The sequence below is a fragment of the Kineococcus anabasis genome (assembly GCF_054590795.1).
The window spans coordinates 15,378-34,463 of the sequence record NZ_BAAIHU010000002.1 but is presented as its reverse complement, the minus strand read 5'-3'; the positions used below and the strand labels follow the sequence as shown (position 1 = coordinate 34,463).

The following is a 19,086-nucleotide window of genomic DNA, read 5'->3' as shown; positions in this document are numbered from 1 at the left end:
CAGCGGGAACCTCACGGCGCGGTCCTCACAGCCAGTGCCAGCGCACGTCCGCGGCGGCGCGGCGGGAGGCGAGCCAGGCGCGGTGGGCGGCGTCCGCGGCGGCGGCGAGCAGGCGCCCGGCCTCCGGGGCGGGGAGCCGGTCCAGGTCGGCGAGGGGGTCGGCGAGGGGCTCGGTGAGGGCGGTGACCGCCGCGACCGCGGGCTCCCCGTCGATGCCGACGGGACCGACGACCAGACCGGCGACCGGGGGGTCGAGGGGTTCGGGAAGCTCGGCGAGCGGGACCCACCGGCTGCTGACGCCGAGCGCGGCGCCGCCCCGCTGCCGCTCCAGCGCGGCGCCCGGCAGGTCCGCGGCGGGCAGCCGCGCCAGCTCGCGCAGGGCCGCGCCGTCGTGGCCCGTGACGACGACGACGTGGGCGCTGCGGAACTCCCCGGGGTGCTCGGCGAGGTAACGGCGCGCGGGCTCCCCCGCGAAGCGGGCGCGCAGGCGGGCGGTCCGCGCCTGCACCTCCAGGTGGTCCTGGAGGGCGGCGTCGTCCAGGCCCATCTCCCGGGTCCAGGCGAGGAACCGCTCCCGGCTGTGCAGGCCCCGGCGCCGGCGGAACTCGTCGGCCGCGTGCTGCAGCTCCTCCGGCGTGACGGGGACCTCGTCGGCGGCGACCTCGTCGAGCAGGATGCGGTGGTCGACGAGCTGCTCCAGCAGGCGCGGGTCGCGGGCGCCGGTGGAGCGCAGCGCGTAGAGGGCGGTGGCGACGGAGAGCCCCGCGCCGTCGACGGTGAGCACCTGCCCGGCGGCCCAGTGGGTGGAGTGGTCGACCGTCCACGGCACGCCGTCCTCGACCTGCGCCGACAGCGCGACGGTGCCCCCGCCGGGGTGCTCCAGCAGCAGGTCGTACCCGACCTCGGTGGTGCCGGGCTCGGCGTCGACGACGAGCTGGGCGCGCAGGTGGGGGCGCTGCCGCGCCCACGCGCGCACCTGCCGCCGGGCCTCCTCGACGCGCCTGCGGGCGGTGGGCAGGGCCCGCAGCAGCGCCACCGCCGCGGCGAGGTCGTCCGGGAACCCCGCCGCGTCAGGCGGGGACGGCGCAGGGGCGTGGACGGTGGTGCTCATCGGTCTCCTCCGGGGTGCGTGACGCGGGGTCGAGGGCGAGCCAGTCCGCGATGGCGTCGCCGATGGGCAGGCCGCAGAGCATCTCGACGAACGCCCACTGCCCGTTGACGTTCAGGTCCAGGAAGGTGAAGCCCCCGGCCCCGTCGGCGACGAGGTCGACGGTGGCGAAGGTGAGGCCGAGGGCCCGCACGAGGGCCACGACCCGCGCGGCGACGTCGGCGGGCAGCTCCAGCGGCTCGTAGCGCACGCCGTGGTCGTCGTAGTGGCGCCAGTCCTGGGCGGTGAGGCGGGAACCCTGGGAGTCGATCCGGGCGCCGAGCACGCGCTCCCCCACGACGGTGGCCCGGACCTCGTAGGCCTTGACGAGGTTCGGCTGGGCGATGACCGGGGCGTGCCGCAGCCGGTGCCGCCCGGCGAGGTGCCGCCGGTGCACGCGCGTGGTGTAGCTGTGCCGCGCCTCCCCCTCGACCTCGAACGGGTGCACCTCGGGGTTCTTGGTGATGCAGCCGCCGGGGAACTCGCCCCAGAGCTCCACGAGGGCCTCGGGGTCGTTGCCGACGAGCGTCTCGGGGATGCGCAGGCCGAGGTCCGCCGCCGTGCGCAGGTGCAGCAGCTTGTTGTCCACGCGGCGGGCGTGCTGGGGCGGTGCCGGCATCCAGCGCGCACCGGTCATGAGGTCGTACGCGCCCTCCAGGACGCGCTGGGCGACGAACTCCGCGTACGCGCGCTGGCCGGCGTCGGCCACGCCGGGGCTGCTCGGGCGCCCGGGCCGGCGGTGCCAGACCGTCGTGACCGTCCCCAGGTCCAGGGACCACCCGTCGCCGCGGAGGACCTGCCGGTGGCGCCCGCCCGTGAAGCGGGTGGTGAGGGTGCTCGTGGCCGGGTAGTCGGCCTCGTCCCACCACGTGAACGGAACTCCCCGCTCGTGCAGCTTCGGCACGAGCGTGCGCACCGAGTCGTCGCGCGCGGAGCTGATGATGAGCAGGTGCACGTCGGCTCCCTCCGTCGGGCCCGCCGGACGGGACGGGGCCCGCGTCGCGGGCCCCGTCCCGTCGCCTCCCGCCCGTGCCGCCGCGTCCTGTTCCCCCCCGGGTGTGGACGCGGCGGCCGCGGTGCGGGACTGCGGGCTCAGGACATCCAGCAGTCGCCGGCCTGCGACGCGGTGCAGACGTAGCCGCTGCCCGGCTTCATCTCGGCGCGGATGCCGCCCAGCAGGTCGAGCTCGGCGTCGGCCAGGTCGATCGCGTCGACGGGCAGGTTCTCGATGGTGATCTTCACGGTGTCTTCCTCTTCCCCTGTGTCGTGCGGGACGGTCGTCCGGCCGCCGGCCGGTCCCCCCCGTCCCGCCGCCGCTGTCCTGCGGCGTGGGAGGACCATCGCGGGCAGGGCTTGCAGTTCCCTTGCCGGTCGCTTGCGGGTCCCTTGCGGCGGGTTCGGGCCTGCTCCGCGGAATCCCGGCGCGCGGCGGGGTGGCGCTGGCAGGATGCGGTTGCTGCAGGCACGGACCGGATCGGGTCCCGGTCCCGGTCCCGCCGCGGGCGAGGAGTGGCGATGGGTGGGGACAGATCCGTGCGGATCAGCGTGCTGGGGCCGCTGCTGGTGTGCGTGGACGGCGTGGAACGGCCCGTGGGCGGCCCCGTCCCGCGGGCGCTGCTGAGCCGCCTGCTCGTCGCCGGCGGGCAGGCGGTGGCGGTGGACACGCTGCTGGAGGACGTCTGGGGCGCGTCGCAGCCGGCTTCTGCGGCGACCACCCTGCACGCGCACGTCTCCAGGCTGCGCTCCGCCCTGACCCCCGCGCGGGCCGCCCGCGAGGAGGTGCTGGTGCGCCTGCCCGGCAGCTACGCGCTGCGCCTGCCCGCCGGCGCGGTGGACGCCGACCGGTTCGCCGACCTGGCCCGCCGGGGTGCCGCCGCCCTGGCCGCCCGCGACGCGGAGGGGGCCGCGGACCTGCTGGGCCGCGCGCTGGAGCTGTGGCGGGGCCGGGCGTACGCCGACTGCGCCGAGCGGGACTTCGCCGTCGCCGAGGCGTCCCGGCTGGACGAGCTGCGTGCGACGGTCACCGAGCAGCACCTCGGCGCGCGGGTCGAGCTCGGTGACGGCAGCGCGGTCGCCGCCCTGCAGGCGTTCACCGCCGTCCACCCGCTGCGGGAGCGGGCGTGGGAGCTGCTGGCGCTCGCGCTGTACCGGCAGGGCCGCCAGGCGGAGGCGCTGGAGTCGCTGCGCACCGTGCGGGAGGTGCTCGCCGAGGAGCTGGGCGCGGACCCGGGGCCCGCGCTGGCCGCCCTGCACGGGGCGATCCTCACGCAGGACCCGGCCCTGCTGCCCCGGCCCCGGGCGGTCCCCGCGGACCGGCCGGCTGCCGGCGCGGCGGCCCGGCGCGCGGCGACCCCGGACACCCCTCCCGCGGCCCCGGAACCCGTGGCGACCCCGGGGCCCGTTGCGGCCGCGGGACCTGTCCCGACCCCGGGAACCGCTGCGGCGCAGGCCATCCCGGCGGCTCCGCCCGCCTGCAACGTCCCGGTCCCGTCGTCCTCCCTCGTGGGCCGGCAGGAGCAGGTGGACGACGTGGCCGCGCTCCTGCGCGCGCACCGGCTGGTCACCCTGACGGGTATGGGCGGCATGGGCAAGACCCGCCTGGCCCAGGAGGTCGCCCGCTGCCGCGCCGGCGAGGACGGGCCCTGGTGGGTGGAGCTGTCCGGGGTGCGCAGCGGGGAGCGGCTCGCGGAGGCCGTCGCGACCACGATGGCGCTGGCCCCCGGCACGGGCACCTCCGGCCTGGTCGCCGCGCTGCGCGCCCGCCGGACGCTGCTGGTCCTGGACAACTGCGAGCACCTCCTCGACGAGGTGGCCGCGCTGGTGGAGGGGCTGCTCGGCAGGTGCCCCGGGCTGCGGGTCCTGGCGACCAGCCGCGAGCCCCTGCGGGCGGAGGGCGAGCGCTGCTACGAGGTGCCGCCGCTGTCCGGCGGGCCGGGCGGCGAGGCCGTGCAGCTGTTCCTGGAGCGCGCGGCCTCGGCGGCCGGGCGCGGGGTGCAGGAGGACGCCGCGCTGGTCGCCCGGCTGTGCGCCGACCTCGACGGGATGCCCCTCGCGATCGAGCTGGCCGCGGGCCAGATGCGGGCCCTGTCGGCACGGCAGATCCACGAGATGCTGGACGACAGGTTCGCCCTGCTGAACGGCGGCCGCCGCACGAACTCGCGCCACGCCACGCTGCTCGCCGCCGTGGACTGGTCCTGCCGGCGGCTGTCCGCCGAGGAGCGGGAGGTGTTCGACGCGCTCTCGGTGTTCGAGGGGGGTTTCGTCCTGGACGCCGCGGTGGCCGTGACCGGCCGGCGCGACGTCGTGCACGTCCTCACCCGGCTCGTGTCGAAGTCCCTCGTCGTCGTCGCCGGCGGTGACCCGTGCCGCTACCGGATGCTGGAGACGTTGCGGCAGTATGCCGCCCAGCACGCCGACCCCGGTCAGCGCGAGCGGTGGACCCGTCGCCACCTGGAGTGGGTGGTCTCCCTCGCGGACACCTCCGACGCCGCCCTGCGCGGCCACCTCGGCAGCGCCGCGACGCGACGGCTGCACGAGGAGGCGGGCAACATCCGCGCCGCCCTGGATGCGGCCGACCCGTGGACGGTGCTGCGCATCTGCGCGGGTTTCTACTGGTTCTGGTACCGCGAGGGGCTCGTCGGGGAGGGCCTGAGCCGGTTGCTGCCGGCGCTGGAGGCCACGGACGGCGACGAGACGGCCGAGGCGGACCACGCCACGCGCGCGGTGGCGCACATGGGCGTCGCGCTGCTCGGCTACCTCCTGGGCGATCTGGCGCGGGTGCGGGACGCGCTGGGCCAGGCCGCCGTGCACGCATCGGCCAGCGGCCGCCCGGGTGTCCTGGCGAACGTGCTGTCGACGGTGGCCTACTTCGAGGCCCGCTCCGGGCAGGTGGCGCAGGCCCGGGCCCACGTCGAGGAGGCGCTGCGGCTGGCGACCGCCGTGGGCTCACCCCCGGCCCTGGCGGAGGTCGCGATGGTGCTCGGCGAGGTGGAGCGCCAGGACGGGAACGCGGACGAGGCGGTGGCCCGTTGCGAACAGGCCTGCGCGCTGGCGCGGCGGTGCGGCTACACGTGGGCGGAGATCTCCGCGCAGTGGATCCGCAGCAAGGTGGAGATCGGCCGGGGCCGCCTCGACGCCGCGCGCACCGCGGTGCTCGCGACGCTGGAGCGCAGCCACGCCACGGGCGAGACGACGTCCTGGCTGGTGGGCCTGGCGACGCTCAGCCGCGTGGAGCACCTGCGCGGCCACCCGCACACGGCGGCCGAGCTGGCGGGCGCGGTCGCGTGGCAGGGCGGGCGCATCGGTTTCGTGCCCGAGCTGATGGACCCGGAGCTCGCGGGGTACGCCGACGCGCTCATGGCGGACCTGCCTGCCGCCGAGTACGCGGCCGCCGCCGAGCGCGGCCGGGGCGCGAGCGCCGGCGACCTCGCGGCGTGGGTGGCCGCGGGCGCCCGCGGCGCGCTGTCGCAGTCGCACGGCGAGCGCCCCTGAGGGCGGGGGTCCGCCTGCGCCCGCTCAGGCCCGCGCCGTGACCCGACGTGCGCGCGGGCCCCAGGAGGCCAGGGCGGTGAGGTCCACCACGCGTGGTTCGGCGGACATCAGCCCGACGAAGACGACCTCCCGCCCTGCCCCCTGGGGACCGGGCGGGCTGTAGGTGCGGACCCGGCCTGCCGCCGCCAGGACCGCGGCGCTGGCCGACACCTGCGAGCACGGGATGCCGGTCGCGTCGGACACCGCCTGCGCGCCGAGGGCGCCGCGGTGGTCGCGGTACCAGGCGGCGACGTGCGCCAGGACGTCGAGGTCGGTGGCGGTGAACTCGGGCACGGGGACCTCCGGGAGCGCGACGGTCTGCGGAACGCCGGGAGCGGCGCCCTCCCACCGGACCACGCCCGGGCGCCCCCCGGCCAGGACCGTGCGCGGACCGAAACCCGATCTTCCCGGGGGGCCGCGTCCGGTTGCCGGGACGTTCGGCGGACGGAACCTCCCCGAAACACGGGGCCGTGGGTAGCGTGCCGTCCGTGGTGGAACCTCGTGACGGGATGCTGCGGCACTGGGACGAGTTCACCGGGCCGGGCGCGGGCGCGGCGGAGACCGCGGGGACGCTGGCGAGCGCCGCGGCGGGTGCCGTGCTCGCACCCCGCCTCGCGCGCGGGCGGCCGGGCCGGGGCGCGGCGGCCGTCCTGTCCGTCCTGGCGCTGGACCTGTGGGGCGGCGCGTGGTGCAACAACACCGCGGCGTGCGCCCGCTGGTACGAGCGGCCGGGCCAGGGGACGCGCGAGCACCTGGTGTTCTCCCTGGCGCACCTGCACCCGTTCGCCGTCGCGGCTCTCGACGCCCGCGCGGGCGTCCCCGGTGCGTGGCGCGCCGCCGCCCTGCGGTACGCCTACCTGCAGGGCGCGACGCTGGCGGTGCGGGCCTGCACCGGGCGTGCGCGCCGGGTCGCGGGGGTCGCCGCGACCGCCGCGGGGGTGGCGCTGGACGCGTCGCTGGGGCGTTCCCGCAGCGCGCCGTGGTTCGGGCCGGTGTTCTTCGCCAAGCTCCTCGCCGGGCACGCGGCCGGGGCGGCGCTGACACCGCGGTGAGCGGTCTCAGCCCTCCCAGACCGGGCGTGCGCGGGCGGCGGCGGCGAGGAGGGGCCCGGCGTCCAGGTCGTGCACCGTGGTGTCGATCCCTGGTCCGGCCACTGGCAGACCACCCGCAGCCGCCCGGGCGGCGGCAGCGGCCAGAGCCACTGGTCGCAGTCCACCGAGCGCGGGCCGCCTCCTCCGCCGCCACCGGTGAGCACGGGGTGGTCGGGCTGCCACAGCAGGTCCTCGGGGCCGTGCGGCCGGGAGTGCTCGCGGTCCGGGTGCTCCTCCCACGGGCTCGGGTCGACGTTGGTCACCCGCCGGCCGTCGGCGAGCTCGAAACCCCACTTCAGCCGCCCCGCCCGCCACGCCGCGTCCGCCGCGTGCCCGTACGGCCCGTCGAACACCTCGGCGTGCAGGTCGCCGCGCGCGACCGGGCCGCGCACCCGCACCCCCAGGGTCATGGCCAGGCCCGTCGGGAACGCGCGCATCCCGGTGAGGAGCACCACGGCGCTGCCGGAGCGACCGAGGACGAGCTCGACGGGGACGACCCCGGGCAGGACGTCCTCCGGTGGCCCGTGCCACGCCGGCTGCGGCGGTTCCTCGGGCTCCTCGCGGGAGGGCTCGGGCGGTTCGGGGAAGAAGTCCACGGTGGTCCTCCTGCGGGCGTCGGCGCTGCCCGCAGCATGCTCCCCGGCCGGCCCGCCGGCCAGGGCCGGCCTCCGCTCAGGGGGCGAGGAGCTGCTCGCGGTGGTGCCGGGCGAGGGCGGTGAGGTCGGAGCGCAGTTCCGGGAGCACGTCCGGCTCCGGGGGCGCCGCCGCGGCCAGGAGGTCGCGGAGCTGCGCGAGGCCCACCGCGGCGTGGGCCCGCGCGAACAGCGGCAGGGTCGCGAGGTGCCGTGCGGCCTCCGGCCGCACGGAAAGGTACCCGGCCAGGAGGGCGTCGTAGCGCTCGCGGTGCTCCGCCGTGGGCTGCGCGCGGGAGACGAGGTCGCGGGCGGCGTGCGCGACGTCCGCGACGTACCAGGACAGCGCCGCCTCGTCGTAGTCGAAGGAGGTGGGGCTGTCGCCGACCCAGGCCAGGTTGTCCGGCTCGAAGTCGCCGTGGACCACGCCGTAGCGGCCGGGATCGCGCGGGAGGGCGGCGAGGGCGGCGGCCACCTCGCGGGCGGCGGCCGCGGCGGGCGGGTCCGTGCGCAGCGACGTCACCGCCGCGGGCAGCCGGTCCCCGGCGTGCGGCAGCTCCGCGGCGAGCGCCCGGGGCAGCTCCACCACGACGCCGGCCGCCTCCCGGTGCACGGTGGCCAGGGCGGCACCCCAGGCGTGCGCCTGCGCGGGGGAGATCCCGCCGGCGTCGAGCTGCTCGCCGGGCGCGGCCTCGACACAGGTCACGTGCACGACGCCGAGGTCCGTGGCGACGGTCTCCACGAGGTTGCCTCCCCGCGAGGGGAGAGGGGGCGCGACGGGGACCCCGCGCCCGTGCAGACCCCGGGTGAGCGCGGCGACGGCGTGGACCCGGCCCGCGCCCACCCGCTCCGCCGGTCGCAGGCGCAGGTAGGCGCGCGGGCGGCCCTCCCGCTCGGGGAGCACGAAGACGTGCCCGGCGCTGGAGCGCCACCAGCGGGCGGTCCCGGCCGGGTGGCCCCAGGCCGCGGCGGCGGCGTCCGCGACCGGGGAGCGCCAGTCGTCGTCGACGGTGCGGGCGAGGCGGTGGATCTCGGCGAGCGGCAGCATCGCGCGGAGTCTCGCGGAGCCGGGCACCGCCGCCCACCGGTTTTCCGCGCCGGACGGCGAGCACCGCGTCGTCCGTCCCGGGCGGCGCAGGCACCGGCGACGGCCTCCGCGGAGCGGGGACCGTCCGGCGCCGACCGCCGGATCCGGGCGGCGTGCCGCAGGATGGGAGGGTGCTGGACGAGGGACGTCTGCGGGACCTGGCCGGGCGGCTGTGCGCCGTCGGCGGTGTGCGGGCGGTGCTCCTCGGCGGCAGCAGGGCGCGCGGTGACCACACGCCGGACTCCGACGTCGACCTGGGCCTGTACTACCGCCCCCCGCTGGACGTCGGCGCGCTCGGGGACCTGGCGCGGCAGGTCGCGGGCGGGGAGGCGCGGGTCACCCTCCCCGGCGGGTGGGGCCCGTGGGTCGACGGCGGCGCGTGGCTGCGGGTGGACGGCACCGCCGTGGACTGGGTCTACCGGGACCTCGACCGCGTCCACCGGTGCTGGCGGGACGCGCAGGAGGGACGGTTCGCGTTCCACACCCAGGCCGGGCACCCCCTGGGCGTGCCGGACTTCGCCTACGCCGGGGAGGTCGCGCTCGGGGTGGTGCTGGCCGACCCCTCCGGGGAGCTGACCGCGCTGCGGCGGGCGACCAGCGGCTACCCGCCGCGCCTGCGCGAAGCCGTGGTGGACGCGCTGTGGGAGGCGTCGTTCTCCGTGGACGGCGCCCGCAAGGCGGTCCCCCGGGCGGACACCGCGTACGTCGCGGGCTGCCTGTTCCGCGCGGTCCTGCTGTGCGCGCACGCGGTCTGTGCGTCCGCGGGCCGCTGGGTGGTCAACGAGAAGGGCGCGGTCGCCACCGCCGGCCGCCTGCCCGGCGCGCCGGAGGGGTTCGCGGAGCGGGCGCACGCCGTCCTGGCGCGGCCGGGGACGGACGCGGTCTCCCTGGGGGCCGCCGTGGACGCGGCCGCGGCGCTGGTCGCCGAGACGACGGCGGCGTGCCGGGGCGCCCGCCCGCCGGTCCCTCCCCCGCCCTCAAGGTCCTTGTCCTCTCAACCGATCCTGGCTGGGAGGGCCGGCACGGGGTCGGCTCCGCACGCGTGCCGACAGGAGGGCCGCAGGATGACCAGCACCACGCTGCCCGTGGCGGCCGGCGACGCGCCCGCGGAGGGCATCCGCCGGCACCTGCGCCTGGAGGGCGTCACCACCGCGGCCGGGCGCGCGCGGCGCACCGTGCGCGAGGCGCTGACCGCCGCGGGACGTGAGGACTGGGCCGACGCCGCGGAGCTCGCCGTCAGCGAGCTGGTCACCAACGCCGCCCTGCACGCCCACACCGACGTGGAGGTGACGGTCACCACGTGGCCGGACCGGGCCCGCGTGGAGGTCCGCGACTACAGCACCGTCCTGCCGCAGCAGCGCGCGTACGGCGCCCAGGCCACCACCGGCCGCGGGATGTCGCTGGTGGCGGCCCTGACCTCCGGGTGCGGTGTGACGCCCCTGCCCGACGGCAAGGTCGTGTGGTTCGAGCTGCCCGGTGCCGAACCCTCCGAGGACGAGCTGCTGGCCTCGTTCGGCGGGGAGTGGGACCTCGACGAGCTCGCCGGGGACGCGGGCACGGCGGGCGCAGGTGGGCCCTCGGAGCTGCACGAGGTGCGCCTGTCGGAGATCCCCGCGTCCCTGTGGCTCGCGGCCCGCCAGCACCACGACGCGCTGCTGCGCGAGCTCGCGCTCTACGCGGCGCGGCACCCCGGCACCGCCGTCGACCTGGCCACCGCGGACCGGGCCCGGCAGGCGTTCTCCGACCCGGTCGTCGCCGCCGTGGAGCGGGCGCAGCGCGAGGGGACCACGACCTCCCCGCTGCCGGCTGGGCACCCGGGCGCGCTGCCGGGCGTGCCGCGCTCCCTGGAGCTGGTGCTGCTCCTGGGCGCGGAGGTGGGCAAGGCGGCGGCGGTGCTGCAGGACGCCCTGGACACCGCCGAGCGCCTCGCCGCCGCCGGGGAGCTGCTCGCCTTCCCCGGCCAGCCGGAGGTCGTCGCGGTGCGGGACTGGCTGTGCGAGCAGGTGCAGAGCCAGCTCGCCGGGGTCGCCCCGCGGCCGTGGGCGGGTGCGGCGCAGCCGCGCTTCGAGCGGGCCGCGGCACGTGAGCACGCCACGGACGCCGAGCTGGCCCCGGCGCTGGCGGAGGCCCTGGCGAGCGGGCGCGGGGTCGTCGCCGCCGACGAGGGCAACCGCATCCTCGCCGTCAGCGCACCCCTGGCGGCGGCGCTGGGCTGGACGGTGGAGGACCTCACGGGCCGCCGCCTGGTCGCCCTCATCCCCCCTGCCCTGCGCGAGGCCCACGTGGCGGGTTTCTCCCGGCACCTGAGCACCGGCGAGGCGCACGTGCTCGGTGTCCCGCTGACGCTGCCGGTGCTGCACGCGGACGGCTCCGAGGTGCCGTGCTCGTTCGTGATCGAGCGCCGGCCGGCCCCGGCGGGGCGCTCGCTGTACCTGGCGTGGATCGAGCCGGTGACCGGCGGCACGGACGAGGCGCACGCGGGTTCCTGATCCCACAGCGGCAACCTCCTCCTCGCGCTGCGGCGGCCGCGGTGGGATCGTCGGGTACCGGGGGGACCACCGCGCACGACCGCGCCGGCCGCCGCCCCGGGGCGGGAGGACGGGTGACACCTCCCCACCGCTCCGCCCTGCAGCGCCTGCGCACGCCCGCCACCTGGCGAGGGCTCGTGCCGCGGGTGCTGCCGACCGCGGCCACCACGGCCCGCCTGACCTCGGCGAGCGTCACGGCCTACCTGCTGACGCTGTGGCTCACCGACGGGCCGGTGGACCTGACCGGTGCGCTCACGGCGCTGCTGGTCATCCAGGCGTCCGCGTACTCCACCGTGCGGATGGGCCTCGTCCGCGTCGGCGCCGTCCTCACCGGCGTCCTCATCGCCGTCGTGCTGTCCTCCTGGGTGGGCCTGACCTGGTGGAGCCTGGCCCTGGCGGTCGCGGCGTCACTGCTGCTGGCCGCCGTGCTGCGCCTGGGCGAGCAGGCCCTGGAGACCCCGATCAGCGCCATGCTGGTCCTGGCGGTGGGTGGTCAGGGGATCGCCGCGGAGACGCGGGTCGTGACGACCCTCATCGGTGCCGGGGTGGGGGTGGCGTTCAACCTGCTGCTGCCCCCGCCGGTGCCGACGCGGGCGGCGGTCACCGGGGTCCGCGACGTCGCCGCCGCGCAGGCCGGGTGCCTCCTCGCCGCCGCCGACTCGATGTCGCAGCGGCCGGTCACGCGTGCGGAGGCGGCGACGTGGCTGGCGGAGGCGCGGGAGGTCGCCGCGCTCGCCGAGCAGGCCGCGGAGACCGTCCGCACCGTCAAGGACGTGCGCCGCCTGAACGCGCGGGCGCTGGGGACCGCGGACGTGGAACCGGCGCTGCGCACCGGCCTGGAGGCCCTGGACCGCTCGGTGCTCGCCATCCGAACCCTGTTCGCCCTCGTCCTGCGGGAGGCCCCGCAGCACCCCACGCCGGACGACGGCTACGGCCACGAGGTCCGCGAGGCGTTCTCCGTGGTGCTCACCGAGGTCGCTGCGTGCCTGCAGGCGTTCGGGGCCCTGGTGGAGGCCGAGACGGCGGGCCGGGAGGCGGAGGTGGAGGCCACCCTCGCGGAGAGCCTGGAGGACGCCCGCGAGGCGCGCGCGATCCTCACCGAGCTGATGTTCGTCGACCCGCGCGCGGAGACCTCCCTGTGGCTGCTGCGCGGCTCGGTCCTCGCGGCGGTCGAGCACGTGCTCGAACCGCTGGACCTGGAGAACCGGGCACGGCAGCGCCGCGAGCTCCGGCGCACCCGCGATCCCGCTCCCCCGGCGGTCCTGGTTCCCGTCGTGCGCCGGATGCTGCCCCGCGACCGTTCCGGGCTGCGCCACCTCGTGGTGCGCACCTGGCGGCGCGCCCGGCGCCCGGTGCGCCGGTGGGCCCGGCGGTGGCTGCGGCGCTGAGCGCGGCTGCGCGGGAACCGCGGCACGGGACATGACGACGGCGAGGGAGCACCGCTCTCCTCGCCGTCCCCAACGTATAGCGCACCCCGGGTCTTGCGGCAAGACCCCTGTCGCGCAGCAGGATCGACGGCCCGACGTACCCGCCACGAGCGACCACGGACCGGAGCTGACGACGTGCACCCCCTCACCACCGCGCCCCCCGGGCAGAACCCGTCCCCGGTGTTCGACCTCCCCGCCCACCTCGCCGCCAAGGCCGATCCGGCGCTGGTCGCCGACGACGAGCGGCACCTCGCGGCCGTCGCGGAGAACCTCCGGCGTTCCGTCGCCGCGCTGGGCGAGCGGCTCGACGCCGCGCGGCGGGCACCCGGCGGAGGTGGGCAGGAGGCGCTGGACCGCGACCTGGAGGTCCACCGGCTGACCGCCCGGCTGCGCGTGCTGCGCCGGTTCGGCCTCGACCTGTGCCTCGGGCGGATGGTCGCCGCCGACGGCCCCGCACCCGTCTACGTCGGGCGGCTCGGCCTCACCGACGGTGCGGGCCGCAGGCTGCTGCTGGACTGGCGCTCCCCCGCGGCGGCGCCGTTCTTCGGCGCCACCCACGCGGAACCGATGGGCCTCCTCAGCCGCCGCAGGTACCGCTGGACCCGCGGCCGGGTGAGCGACTACTGGGACGAGGTGTTCACCCCCGGCGGGCTCGGGGGGCCGGCGGGGCGTGCCGCGCTGGACGACCAGTCCGCGTTCCTCGCCGAACTGGCCGCCGGTCGCTCGCCCCGGATGCGGGACGTGCTCGGGACCATCCGGGCCGACCAGGACGCCGCCGTGCGCGCGGGTTCCCGCGGCACCCTCGTCGTCGACGGCGGCCCCGGCACCGGCAAGACCGTCGTCGCCCTGCACCGCGCCGCCTATCTCCTGCACTCCGACCCGCGCCTGGCACCCCGCCGCGGTGGGGTGCTGTTCATCGGTCCGCACCGGCCCTACCTGGCCTACGTCGCCGACGTCCTCCCGAGCCTCGGGGAGGACGGGGTGCGGACCTGCACCCTGCGCGACCTGGTTCCCGAGGGCGCCTCGGCGGGAGCCGAGGAGGACCCGGAGGTGGCCCGCCTGAAGTCGTCCGCGCGGCTCGTGGGAGCCGTCGAGGCCGCCGTGCGGTTCTACGAGGAGCCACCCGCGCGGGTGACGACGCTCAGCACCGACTGGTGCGACGTGCGCGTGGGCCCCGCGGAGTGGGCCGCGGCGTTCAGCGCGGCGGAACCCGGGACCCCGCACAACGAGGCCCGCGAGGCGGTGTGGGAGGAACTGCTGACGGTCCTGGTGGACGGCGACGGCAGCGGCGCCCCGCCCGGCCCGCTGCGCAGGTCGCTGCAGCGCGACGCGGAGCTGCGCGGGGCCTTCGACCGGGCGTGGCCGGTGCTCGAGGCGACCGACGTCGTCGGCGACCTGTGGTCCGTCCCCGCCTACCTGCGCAGGTGCGCCCCCTGGCTGGACGCGCAGGACCTCCGCCGGCTGCGGCGCGCGGACCCGCGGGCGTGGACCGTGTCGGACCTGCCGTTCCTGGACGCGGCGCGGCACCGCCTCGGGGACCCCGGCGCGTTCCGCCGCCGGCAGCGGCGCGACGCCGCCCTCGCCGCCGAGCGCGAGCGCATGGCCGTGGTCCTCGACGACCTGGTCGAGGCCCACACCTACGACGACGGCGAGGGCGTGCTGACCAGCCTGCTCCACCAGGACCTGCGCGACGCCCTGGTCGACGGGTCGGCGCTGCCCACCGCCGGCCCGGACCTGCTGGCGGGACCGTTCGCGCACGTCGTCGTGGACGAGGCGCAGGAGCTGACCGACGCGGAGTGGGGGATGGTGCTGCGCCGCTGCCCCTCCCGCAGCCTCACCGTCGCCGGGGACCGCGCCCAGGCCAGGCGCGGTTTCCCGGAGCCGTGGGAGGAACGGCTCGCGCGGGTCGGGCTCGGCCGGGTGCGCCGGGTGACCCTGGGCGTCAACTACCGGACGCCCCGGGAGGTGGTGGCGGAGGCGGAACCCGTCATCCGGGCGGTGCTCCCGGACGCCGACGTGCCGGTCTCCGTCCGCAGCGGCGCCCCCGTCGTCCACGGCTCCGTCGCGGAACTCGGCCGGATCGTGGCGGGGTGGCTGGCCGCGCACGCCGAGGGCACCGTCTGCGTCGTCGGCGATCCCGGTTTCCGCGAGACGCCCCGCGTCCGCTCGCTGCCCCCGGAGCTGACGAAGGGGCTGGAGTTCGACCTGGTCGTCCTCGTCGGGCCGGAGGCGTTCGGCGGGGGGATCCCCGGAGCGGTGGACCGCTACGTCGCGATGACCCGGGCGACCAGGCAGCTCGTCGTGCTCACCCGCTCCTGACGCCCGGGCCCGGCGGCGGGTGCGGGATCCCACCGCGCGGGGGTTTGCGCTCAGAGGTCCCCGAGGAGGGCGAGGACGCGTTCCGGCCCGTCGCGCAGGACGTCGTGGGTGGTGGGCCACTCCTGGTACTCCCACCGCGGGTCGTCCCGGACCGCGGCCATCGTGGCCGGGGCCTGCAGCCCTCCCGGGGTCTCCAGCGCCGCCGCGTAGCGCTTGACCGGCACCTCCTGCCACGCGCCCGTGAGGGAGAAGCGCTGCAGGAAGGTGGCCAGGGGGTGCGGCCGGGCGCGGGCGTCGAAGAACGGCAGGGGTGCGACGCCGACACCGTTCCCGGCGGCGCCCTCGATGAACCACTCCCGGTTGTGCTGGGGGGTGATGTCCCACAGGGACTGCCCGTCCCCCGGGATGTCGGAGTCCAGGTGCACGAGGGCGGCGACGGCCCCGGGGACCCGGTCGGCGGCGGCGGTGACGAGGGCGCCGCCGTAGCTGTGGCCCACCAGGACGACCGGTCCGGCACCGGTGTGGCGCTCGACCTCGGCGGTGACCTGCGCGATGTGCGTGTCGAGGGTGACCACCGTGCGCGTGAGGTCGTCGTCCGGGCCGAGTCCCGCCGGGGTCAGCGCGACGGCCCGGTGCCCGCGGGCGCTGAGCCCGGCGACGACCGGGTCGTACCACCAGCCGCCGTGCCAGGCGCCGGGGACCAGGACGAACGTGCTCACGGAGGGGCCTCCTGTCGGTCGTGGGCCAGCGGCAGGATCATGCCGCAGGCGCGCGCGCCCGCACCCCGGGGCGCCGGGTCCCCGGGGTGCGGGCGGGTCAGGGGCTGGCGGCGAGGAACAGGAACGCGGCGAGCAGCACCAGGTGCACCCCCCCGTGCAGCCGGGTCGCCCGGCCGGGCACGACGGTGAGGGCGCCCACGAAGGCGGTGACCGCCAGCAGCACGATCTGGGTGGGTCCCAGGCCCAGCAGCAGCGGCCCCTCCAGCCACACCGAGGCCACCGCGATCGCCGGGATGGTCAGCCCGATGCTGGCCATCGCCGAGCCCAGCGCCAGGTTCAGGCTGACCTGGGTCCGGTTGCGCCGCGCGGCGTTCACCGCGGCCAGCGTCTCGGGCAGCAGCACCAGCAGGGCGATCACCACCCCGACGAAGGAGTGCGGGAAACCCAGCCGGCCGACGCCCGCCTCGATCGCCGGGGACTCCACCTTCGCCAGGCCGACGACGGCCACCAGGGCGACCACGAGCAGCGCCAGGCTCGTCCAGGCGGCCCGGGAACCCGGCGGGGGCGCGTGTTCCTCCGGTTCCCCGTCCGCGCCGGCGGTGCGGACGGGGAGGAAGAAGTCGCGGTGCCGCACCGTCTGCGTCACGACGAACATCGCGTACAGCGCCAGCGACGCCGCCGCGGCGAACGCCAGCTGGGCCGGGGAGAACTCCGGGCCGCTGCGGGCGGTGGTGAAGGTGGGCAGCACCAGGGCCAGGGTGGCCAGCGCCGCCACGGTGGCCAGCGCCGCACCGGTGCCCTCGGCGTTGAACACCGCCATGCCGTGCCGGCGCGCCGCCACCAGCAGCGACAGGCCCAGGATCCCGTTGCAGGTGATCATCACGGCGGCGAAGACGGTGTCCCGGGCGAGGGAGGCGGTCCCCGGGCCGCCGGAGACCATCAGCGTCACGATGAGGGCCACCTCGATGACGGTGACCGCGACGGCGAGGACCAGGGACCCGAAGGGTTCCCCGACCCGGTGGGCCACCACCTCCGCGTGGTGCACCGCGGCGAGCACCGCGGCGGCCAGCACCACGCCCACGAGCACCACGGCCGCGGTGCCCAGGTCCCGCCCCCAGGCGGCGGCCAGGGTCACGACGGCGAGCGGCGGCACGACGCCCGTCCAGCTCCCCGCGACCCGGCGGAGGTCCTCCGCCGTCACGGCCGGTCCTCCCCGCCGCGCGGGGACGCGTCGACGAAGGCGTACGGGTCGGCCGGGTCACCGCTGCCGGTCCCCGCGCCCGCGGCGGTGTGCCGGCGGGGCCAGCGCTGCTCGAGGGCGATGGCCAGGGGCGAGGCGGTGAAGACGGAGGAGAAGGTGCCCACGACCAGCCCCAGCAGCAGGGCCAGGGCGAAGTCGGCGAGGGTGTCCCCGCCGAGGACCAGCAGGGCGGCGAGGACGAACATGGACCCGAGGCCGGTGTTCACGGTGCGCGGCACGGTCTGCAGGACCGCGTCGTCCACGACGTCGCGCCAGGTGTCGCCGGGACGGGCCCGGCGCAGCTCGCGGACGCGGTCGAAGACGACGACGGTGTCGTTGACGGACAGGCCGACGACGGTCAGCGCGGCGGCGAGGAACACCCCGTCGACGGGCTTGCCCAGCCAGGCGAAGACACCGACGACGGCGAGGACGTCGTGGAACATGGCCAGCACCGCGGCCAGGCCCATCGTCCAGCGGAAGCGGACCGCCAGGTAGAGCATCTGCGCCGCCAGCGCCACCCCGAGGGCGATGAGGGCGTTGCGGCTCAGCTCCGCGCCCAGGCTCGGCCCGATCAGCTCGTCGCGCTCCTTGGTGACCTCCCCCCCGATCCCGCGCAGCGCCTCCTCGACGGCGAAGGCCTCCTCGTTGCTCAGCGGCGGGGTGCGCACGCTGATGTCCTCGGCGCCCCCCGCACCGCCGGAGGTCTGCACCACCGCGTCCTCCACCCCGGCCGCGGCCACGGCCGCGCGGGCCTCCTCCACGCCGAGCGGGGTGCTGGTGGAGTACTGCAGGAGCCGGCCGCCGGTGAACTCCACGCCCAGGTTCAGCCCCCGCACCGCGATGCCCGTCCCGGCCAGGACCACGACGGCGGCGGAGAGGGCGAGCCAGGTGCGGCTGCGGCGCATGAGCTGCGGCCGGGCCGCCTCCAGCCACGTGCGCAGCCGGCCGATCCCCGAGATGCCGCTCACGCCGGGGTGCCGGGCCACGGACCGCCGCCGCAGCGCCCACTCCGTGAACACCCGGGCGATCACCAGGGCGGAGAACATCGAGGCCAGCACCCCGATGCTCAGGGTCACCCCGAAACCGCGGACCGGGCCGGAGGCCAGGAGGAACAGCAGCCCCGCCGCGATGAGGGTGGTGACGTTGCTGTCGAGGATCGCGCTCCACGCGCGGGAGAAACCCGTGGCCAGCGCCGCGGGCAGCGCCGTCCGCGAGCCCCGGGAGGCGGGCGGCATCGAGGCGTGGCGTTCCCGGGCCCGCTCGAACACGAGGACGTTGGCGTCGATCGCCATGCCGACCGCGAGGACGAAACCGGCCAGCCCGGGCAGGGTGAGGGTGGCGCCCAGGGCGACGAGCACCGCGTAGGAGATGAGCGCGTAGCAGGCCAGCGCGAGGGTCGCGAGGAAGCCGGCGAGGCGGTAGACGACGGTGATGAAGGCGCCGGTGAGCAGCAGGCCGATGATCCCGGCCCGCAGGGAGGCGTCGATGGCGTCGGCGCCCAGCGTGGGCCCGACGGTGCGCTGCTCGATCACCTCCACCGGCACGGGCAGCGCGCCGCCCTTGACGAGGGCGGCGAGGTCCTGGGCCTCCTCGGGGGTGAACTGCCCGGTGATGCGGGTGCTGCCCCCGGCGATGCCCGCCCCGCACGGCAGGGACTCGTCCACCTGGGGCGAGGTGATGACCTGCCCGTCCAGCGCGATCGCCACCCGCCGGGCCGGGTCCCCCGGCGGCGCGCAGGCGGCCTGACCGGTCAGCTCCTCCCAGGCGCGGCCGCCGTTGCGGAACTCCAGCGAGACGTACCAGGCGCCGACGCCCTCGGTGTCGATGAGCGCCGCGGCGTCGGTGACCTCCTCGCCCGTCATCGCGGCCGGGCCGACCTCCAGGGGCCGCCCGTCCTCGTCGCGCAGGTCCTCCCGCTCCTCCAGCGGCACGTCCCCGGCCGGTTCCCCGGTGGGTGCCGGGGCGGCGGGGTCGGGGGCGCCGGTGACGGGGTGGAAGGTGAGCTGGGCGGTGCGGCCGATGACCTCCGCGGCCTCCCGGGGGTCCTGCAGCCCGGGCAGCTCGACGACGATGCGCCGCTCCCCGGCGCGGGTCAGGGTCGGCTCGGCGACGCCGAGGGCGTCGACGCGCCCGCGCAGCACCTCCAGCGTCCGGTCGGTGGTCTCGGCGTCGGCGGTGACCCGGTCGGTGGAGCGGGTCTCCAGCACGATCTGCGTGCCGCCGCGCAGGTCGAGGCCGAGGCGGGCCGGTGTGGTGACGGCGTAGAACAGGGCGGCTGCCAGGACTGCCGCCGCGAGCAGGGCCCGCAGCAGGGGTGCGCGGAACATCGGGGTTCTCCTCCGGTGGGGTGTGCACCACCGGAGCGC

At 77.5% G+C, this 19,086-nt stretch carries 13 protein-coding genes and 1 pseudogene; 6 read left to right on the top strand and 8 right to left on the bottom strand.

Annotated elements, in window-relative coordinates:
• Positions 1-25: 25 nt before the first annotated feature.
• From ACYQBY_RS03745 to ACYQBY_RS03735, 3 genes are all read right to left on the bottom strand, one after another.
• Positions 26-1,111 (bottom strand): TIGR04500 family putative peptide maturation system protein, encoded by a 1,086-nt coding sequence (locus tag ACYQBY_RS03745; protein ID WP_459642491.1) that lies wholly within the window; start codon positions 1,109-1,111, stop codon positions 26-28.
• Positions 1,071-2,102: a hypothetical protein gene (locus ACYQBY_RS03740; protein WP_459642490.1), complete on the bottom strand. Its 1,032-nt coding sequence runs from the start codon at positions 2,100-2,102 to the stop codon at positions 1,071-1,073. Before ACYQBY_RS03740 ends, ACYQBY_RS03745 begins: the two co-directional genes overlap by 41 nt.
• A gap of 137 nt (positions 2,103-2,239) precedes the next feature.
• Complete coding sequence (locus ACYQBY_RS03735; protein ID WP_459642489.1) at positions 2,240-2,389, bottom strand: hypothetical protein; 150 nt, start codon at positions 2,387-2,389, stop codon at positions 2,240-2,242.
• Positions 2,390-2,662: 273 nt separating this feature from the next.
• On the opposite strand from ACYQBY_RS03735, the gene ACYQBY_RS03730 reads away from it, so the two are divergent.
• The gene (locus ACYQBY_RS03730) at positions 2,663-5,638 is read left to right on the top strand and encodes an AfsR/SARP family transcriptional regulator (RefSeq protein ID WP_459642488.1); all 2,976 of its coding nucleotides are present in this window, start codon (positions 2,663-2,665) and stop codon (positions 5,636-5,638) included.
• Between the two features lie 24 nt (positions 5,639-5,662).
• Here ACYQBY_RS03730 and ACYQBY_RS03725 read toward each other — a convergent pair whose 3' ends face one another.
• Positions 5,663-5,971, bottom strand: a complete 309-nt coding sequence (locus ACYQBY_RS03725) for a hypothetical protein (protein WP_459642487.1) — start codon at positions 5,969-5,971, stop codon at positions 5,663-5,665.
• A 194-nt stretch (positions 5,972-6,165) separates the two neighbouring features.
• On the opposite strand from ACYQBY_RS03725, the gene ACYQBY_RS03720 reads away from it, so the two are divergent.
• Positions 6,166-6,729, top strand: coding sequence for a hypothetical protein (locus ACYQBY_RS03720; RefSeq protein ID WP_459642486.1), 564 nt, complete (start codon positions 6,166-6,168; stop codon positions 6,727-6,729).
• A 711-nt stretch (positions 6,730-7,440) separates the two neighbouring features.
• Here ACYQBY_RS03720 and ACYQBY_RS03715 read toward each other — a convergent pair.
• Positions 7,441-8,448 (bottom strand): phosphotransferase enzyme family protein, encoded by a 1,008-nt coding sequence (locus ACYQBY_RS03715; RefSeq protein WP_459642485.1) that lies wholly within the window; start codon positions 8,446-8,448, stop codon positions 7,441-7,443.
• Positions 8,449-8,618: 170 nt separating this feature from the next.
• Here ACYQBY_RS03715 and ACYQBY_RS03710 point away from each other — a divergent pair.
• The 4 genes and pseudogenes from ACYQBY_RS03710 to helR all read left to right on the top strand — a co-directional run.
• Positions 8,619-9,431: pseudogene (locus ACYQBY_RS03710) on the top strand (nucleotidyltransferase family protein); the annotation flags it as partial.
• Positions 9,432-9,551: 120 nt separating this feature from the next.
• A complete protein-coding gene (locus ACYQBY_RS03705) occupies positions 9,552-10,976 on the top strand; it encodes an ATP-binding protein (RefSeq protein ID WP_459643104.1) in 1,425 nt (474 codons plus the stop codon).
• 113 nt (positions 10,977-11,089) lie between these two features.
• Complete coding sequence (locus tag ACYQBY_RS03700; RefSeq protein ID WP_459642484.1) at positions 11,090-12,403, top strand: FUSC family protein; 1,314 nt, start codon at positions 11,090-11,092, stop codon at positions 12,401-12,403.
• A gap of 174 nt (positions 12,404-12,577) precedes the next feature.
• Positions 12,578-14,761, top strand: coding sequence for an RNA polymerase recycling motor ATPase HelR (helR, locus tag ACYQBY_RS03695; protein ID WP_459642483.1), 2,184 nt, complete (start codon positions 12,578-12,580; stop codon positions 14,759-14,761).
• A 50-nt stretch (positions 14,762-14,811) separates the two neighbouring features.
• Here helR and ACYQBY_RS03690 read toward each other — a convergent pair whose 3' ends face one another.
• From ACYQBY_RS03690 to secD, 3 genes are all read right to left on the bottom strand, one after another.
• Positions 14,812-15,480 carry an alpha/beta hydrolase gene (locus ACYQBY_RS03690; RefSeq protein ID WP_459642482.1) on the bottom strand — a complete coding sequence of 223 codons (669 nt, stop codon included), beginning with the start codon at positions 15,478-15,480 and terminating at the stop codon, positions 14,812-14,814.
• Positions 15,481-15,577: 97 nt separating this feature from the next.
• Positions 15,578-16,681 (bottom strand): calcium:cation antiporter, encoded by a 1,104-nt coding sequence (locus ACYQBY_RS03685; RefSeq protein WP_459642481.1) that lies wholly within the window; start codon positions 16,679-16,681, stop codon positions 15,578-15,580.
• The gene (secD, locus tag ACYQBY_RS03680) at positions 16,678-19,047 is read right to left on the bottom strand and encodes a protein translocase subunit SecD (RefSeq protein ID WP_459642480.1); all 2,370 of its coding nucleotides are present in this window, start codon (positions 19,045-19,047) and stop codon (positions 16,678-16,680) included. The genes ACYQBY_RS03685 and secD overlap by 4 nt, the downstream gene beginning before the upstream one ends.
• Between the last annotated feature and the right edge of the window lie 39 nt (positions 19,048-19,086).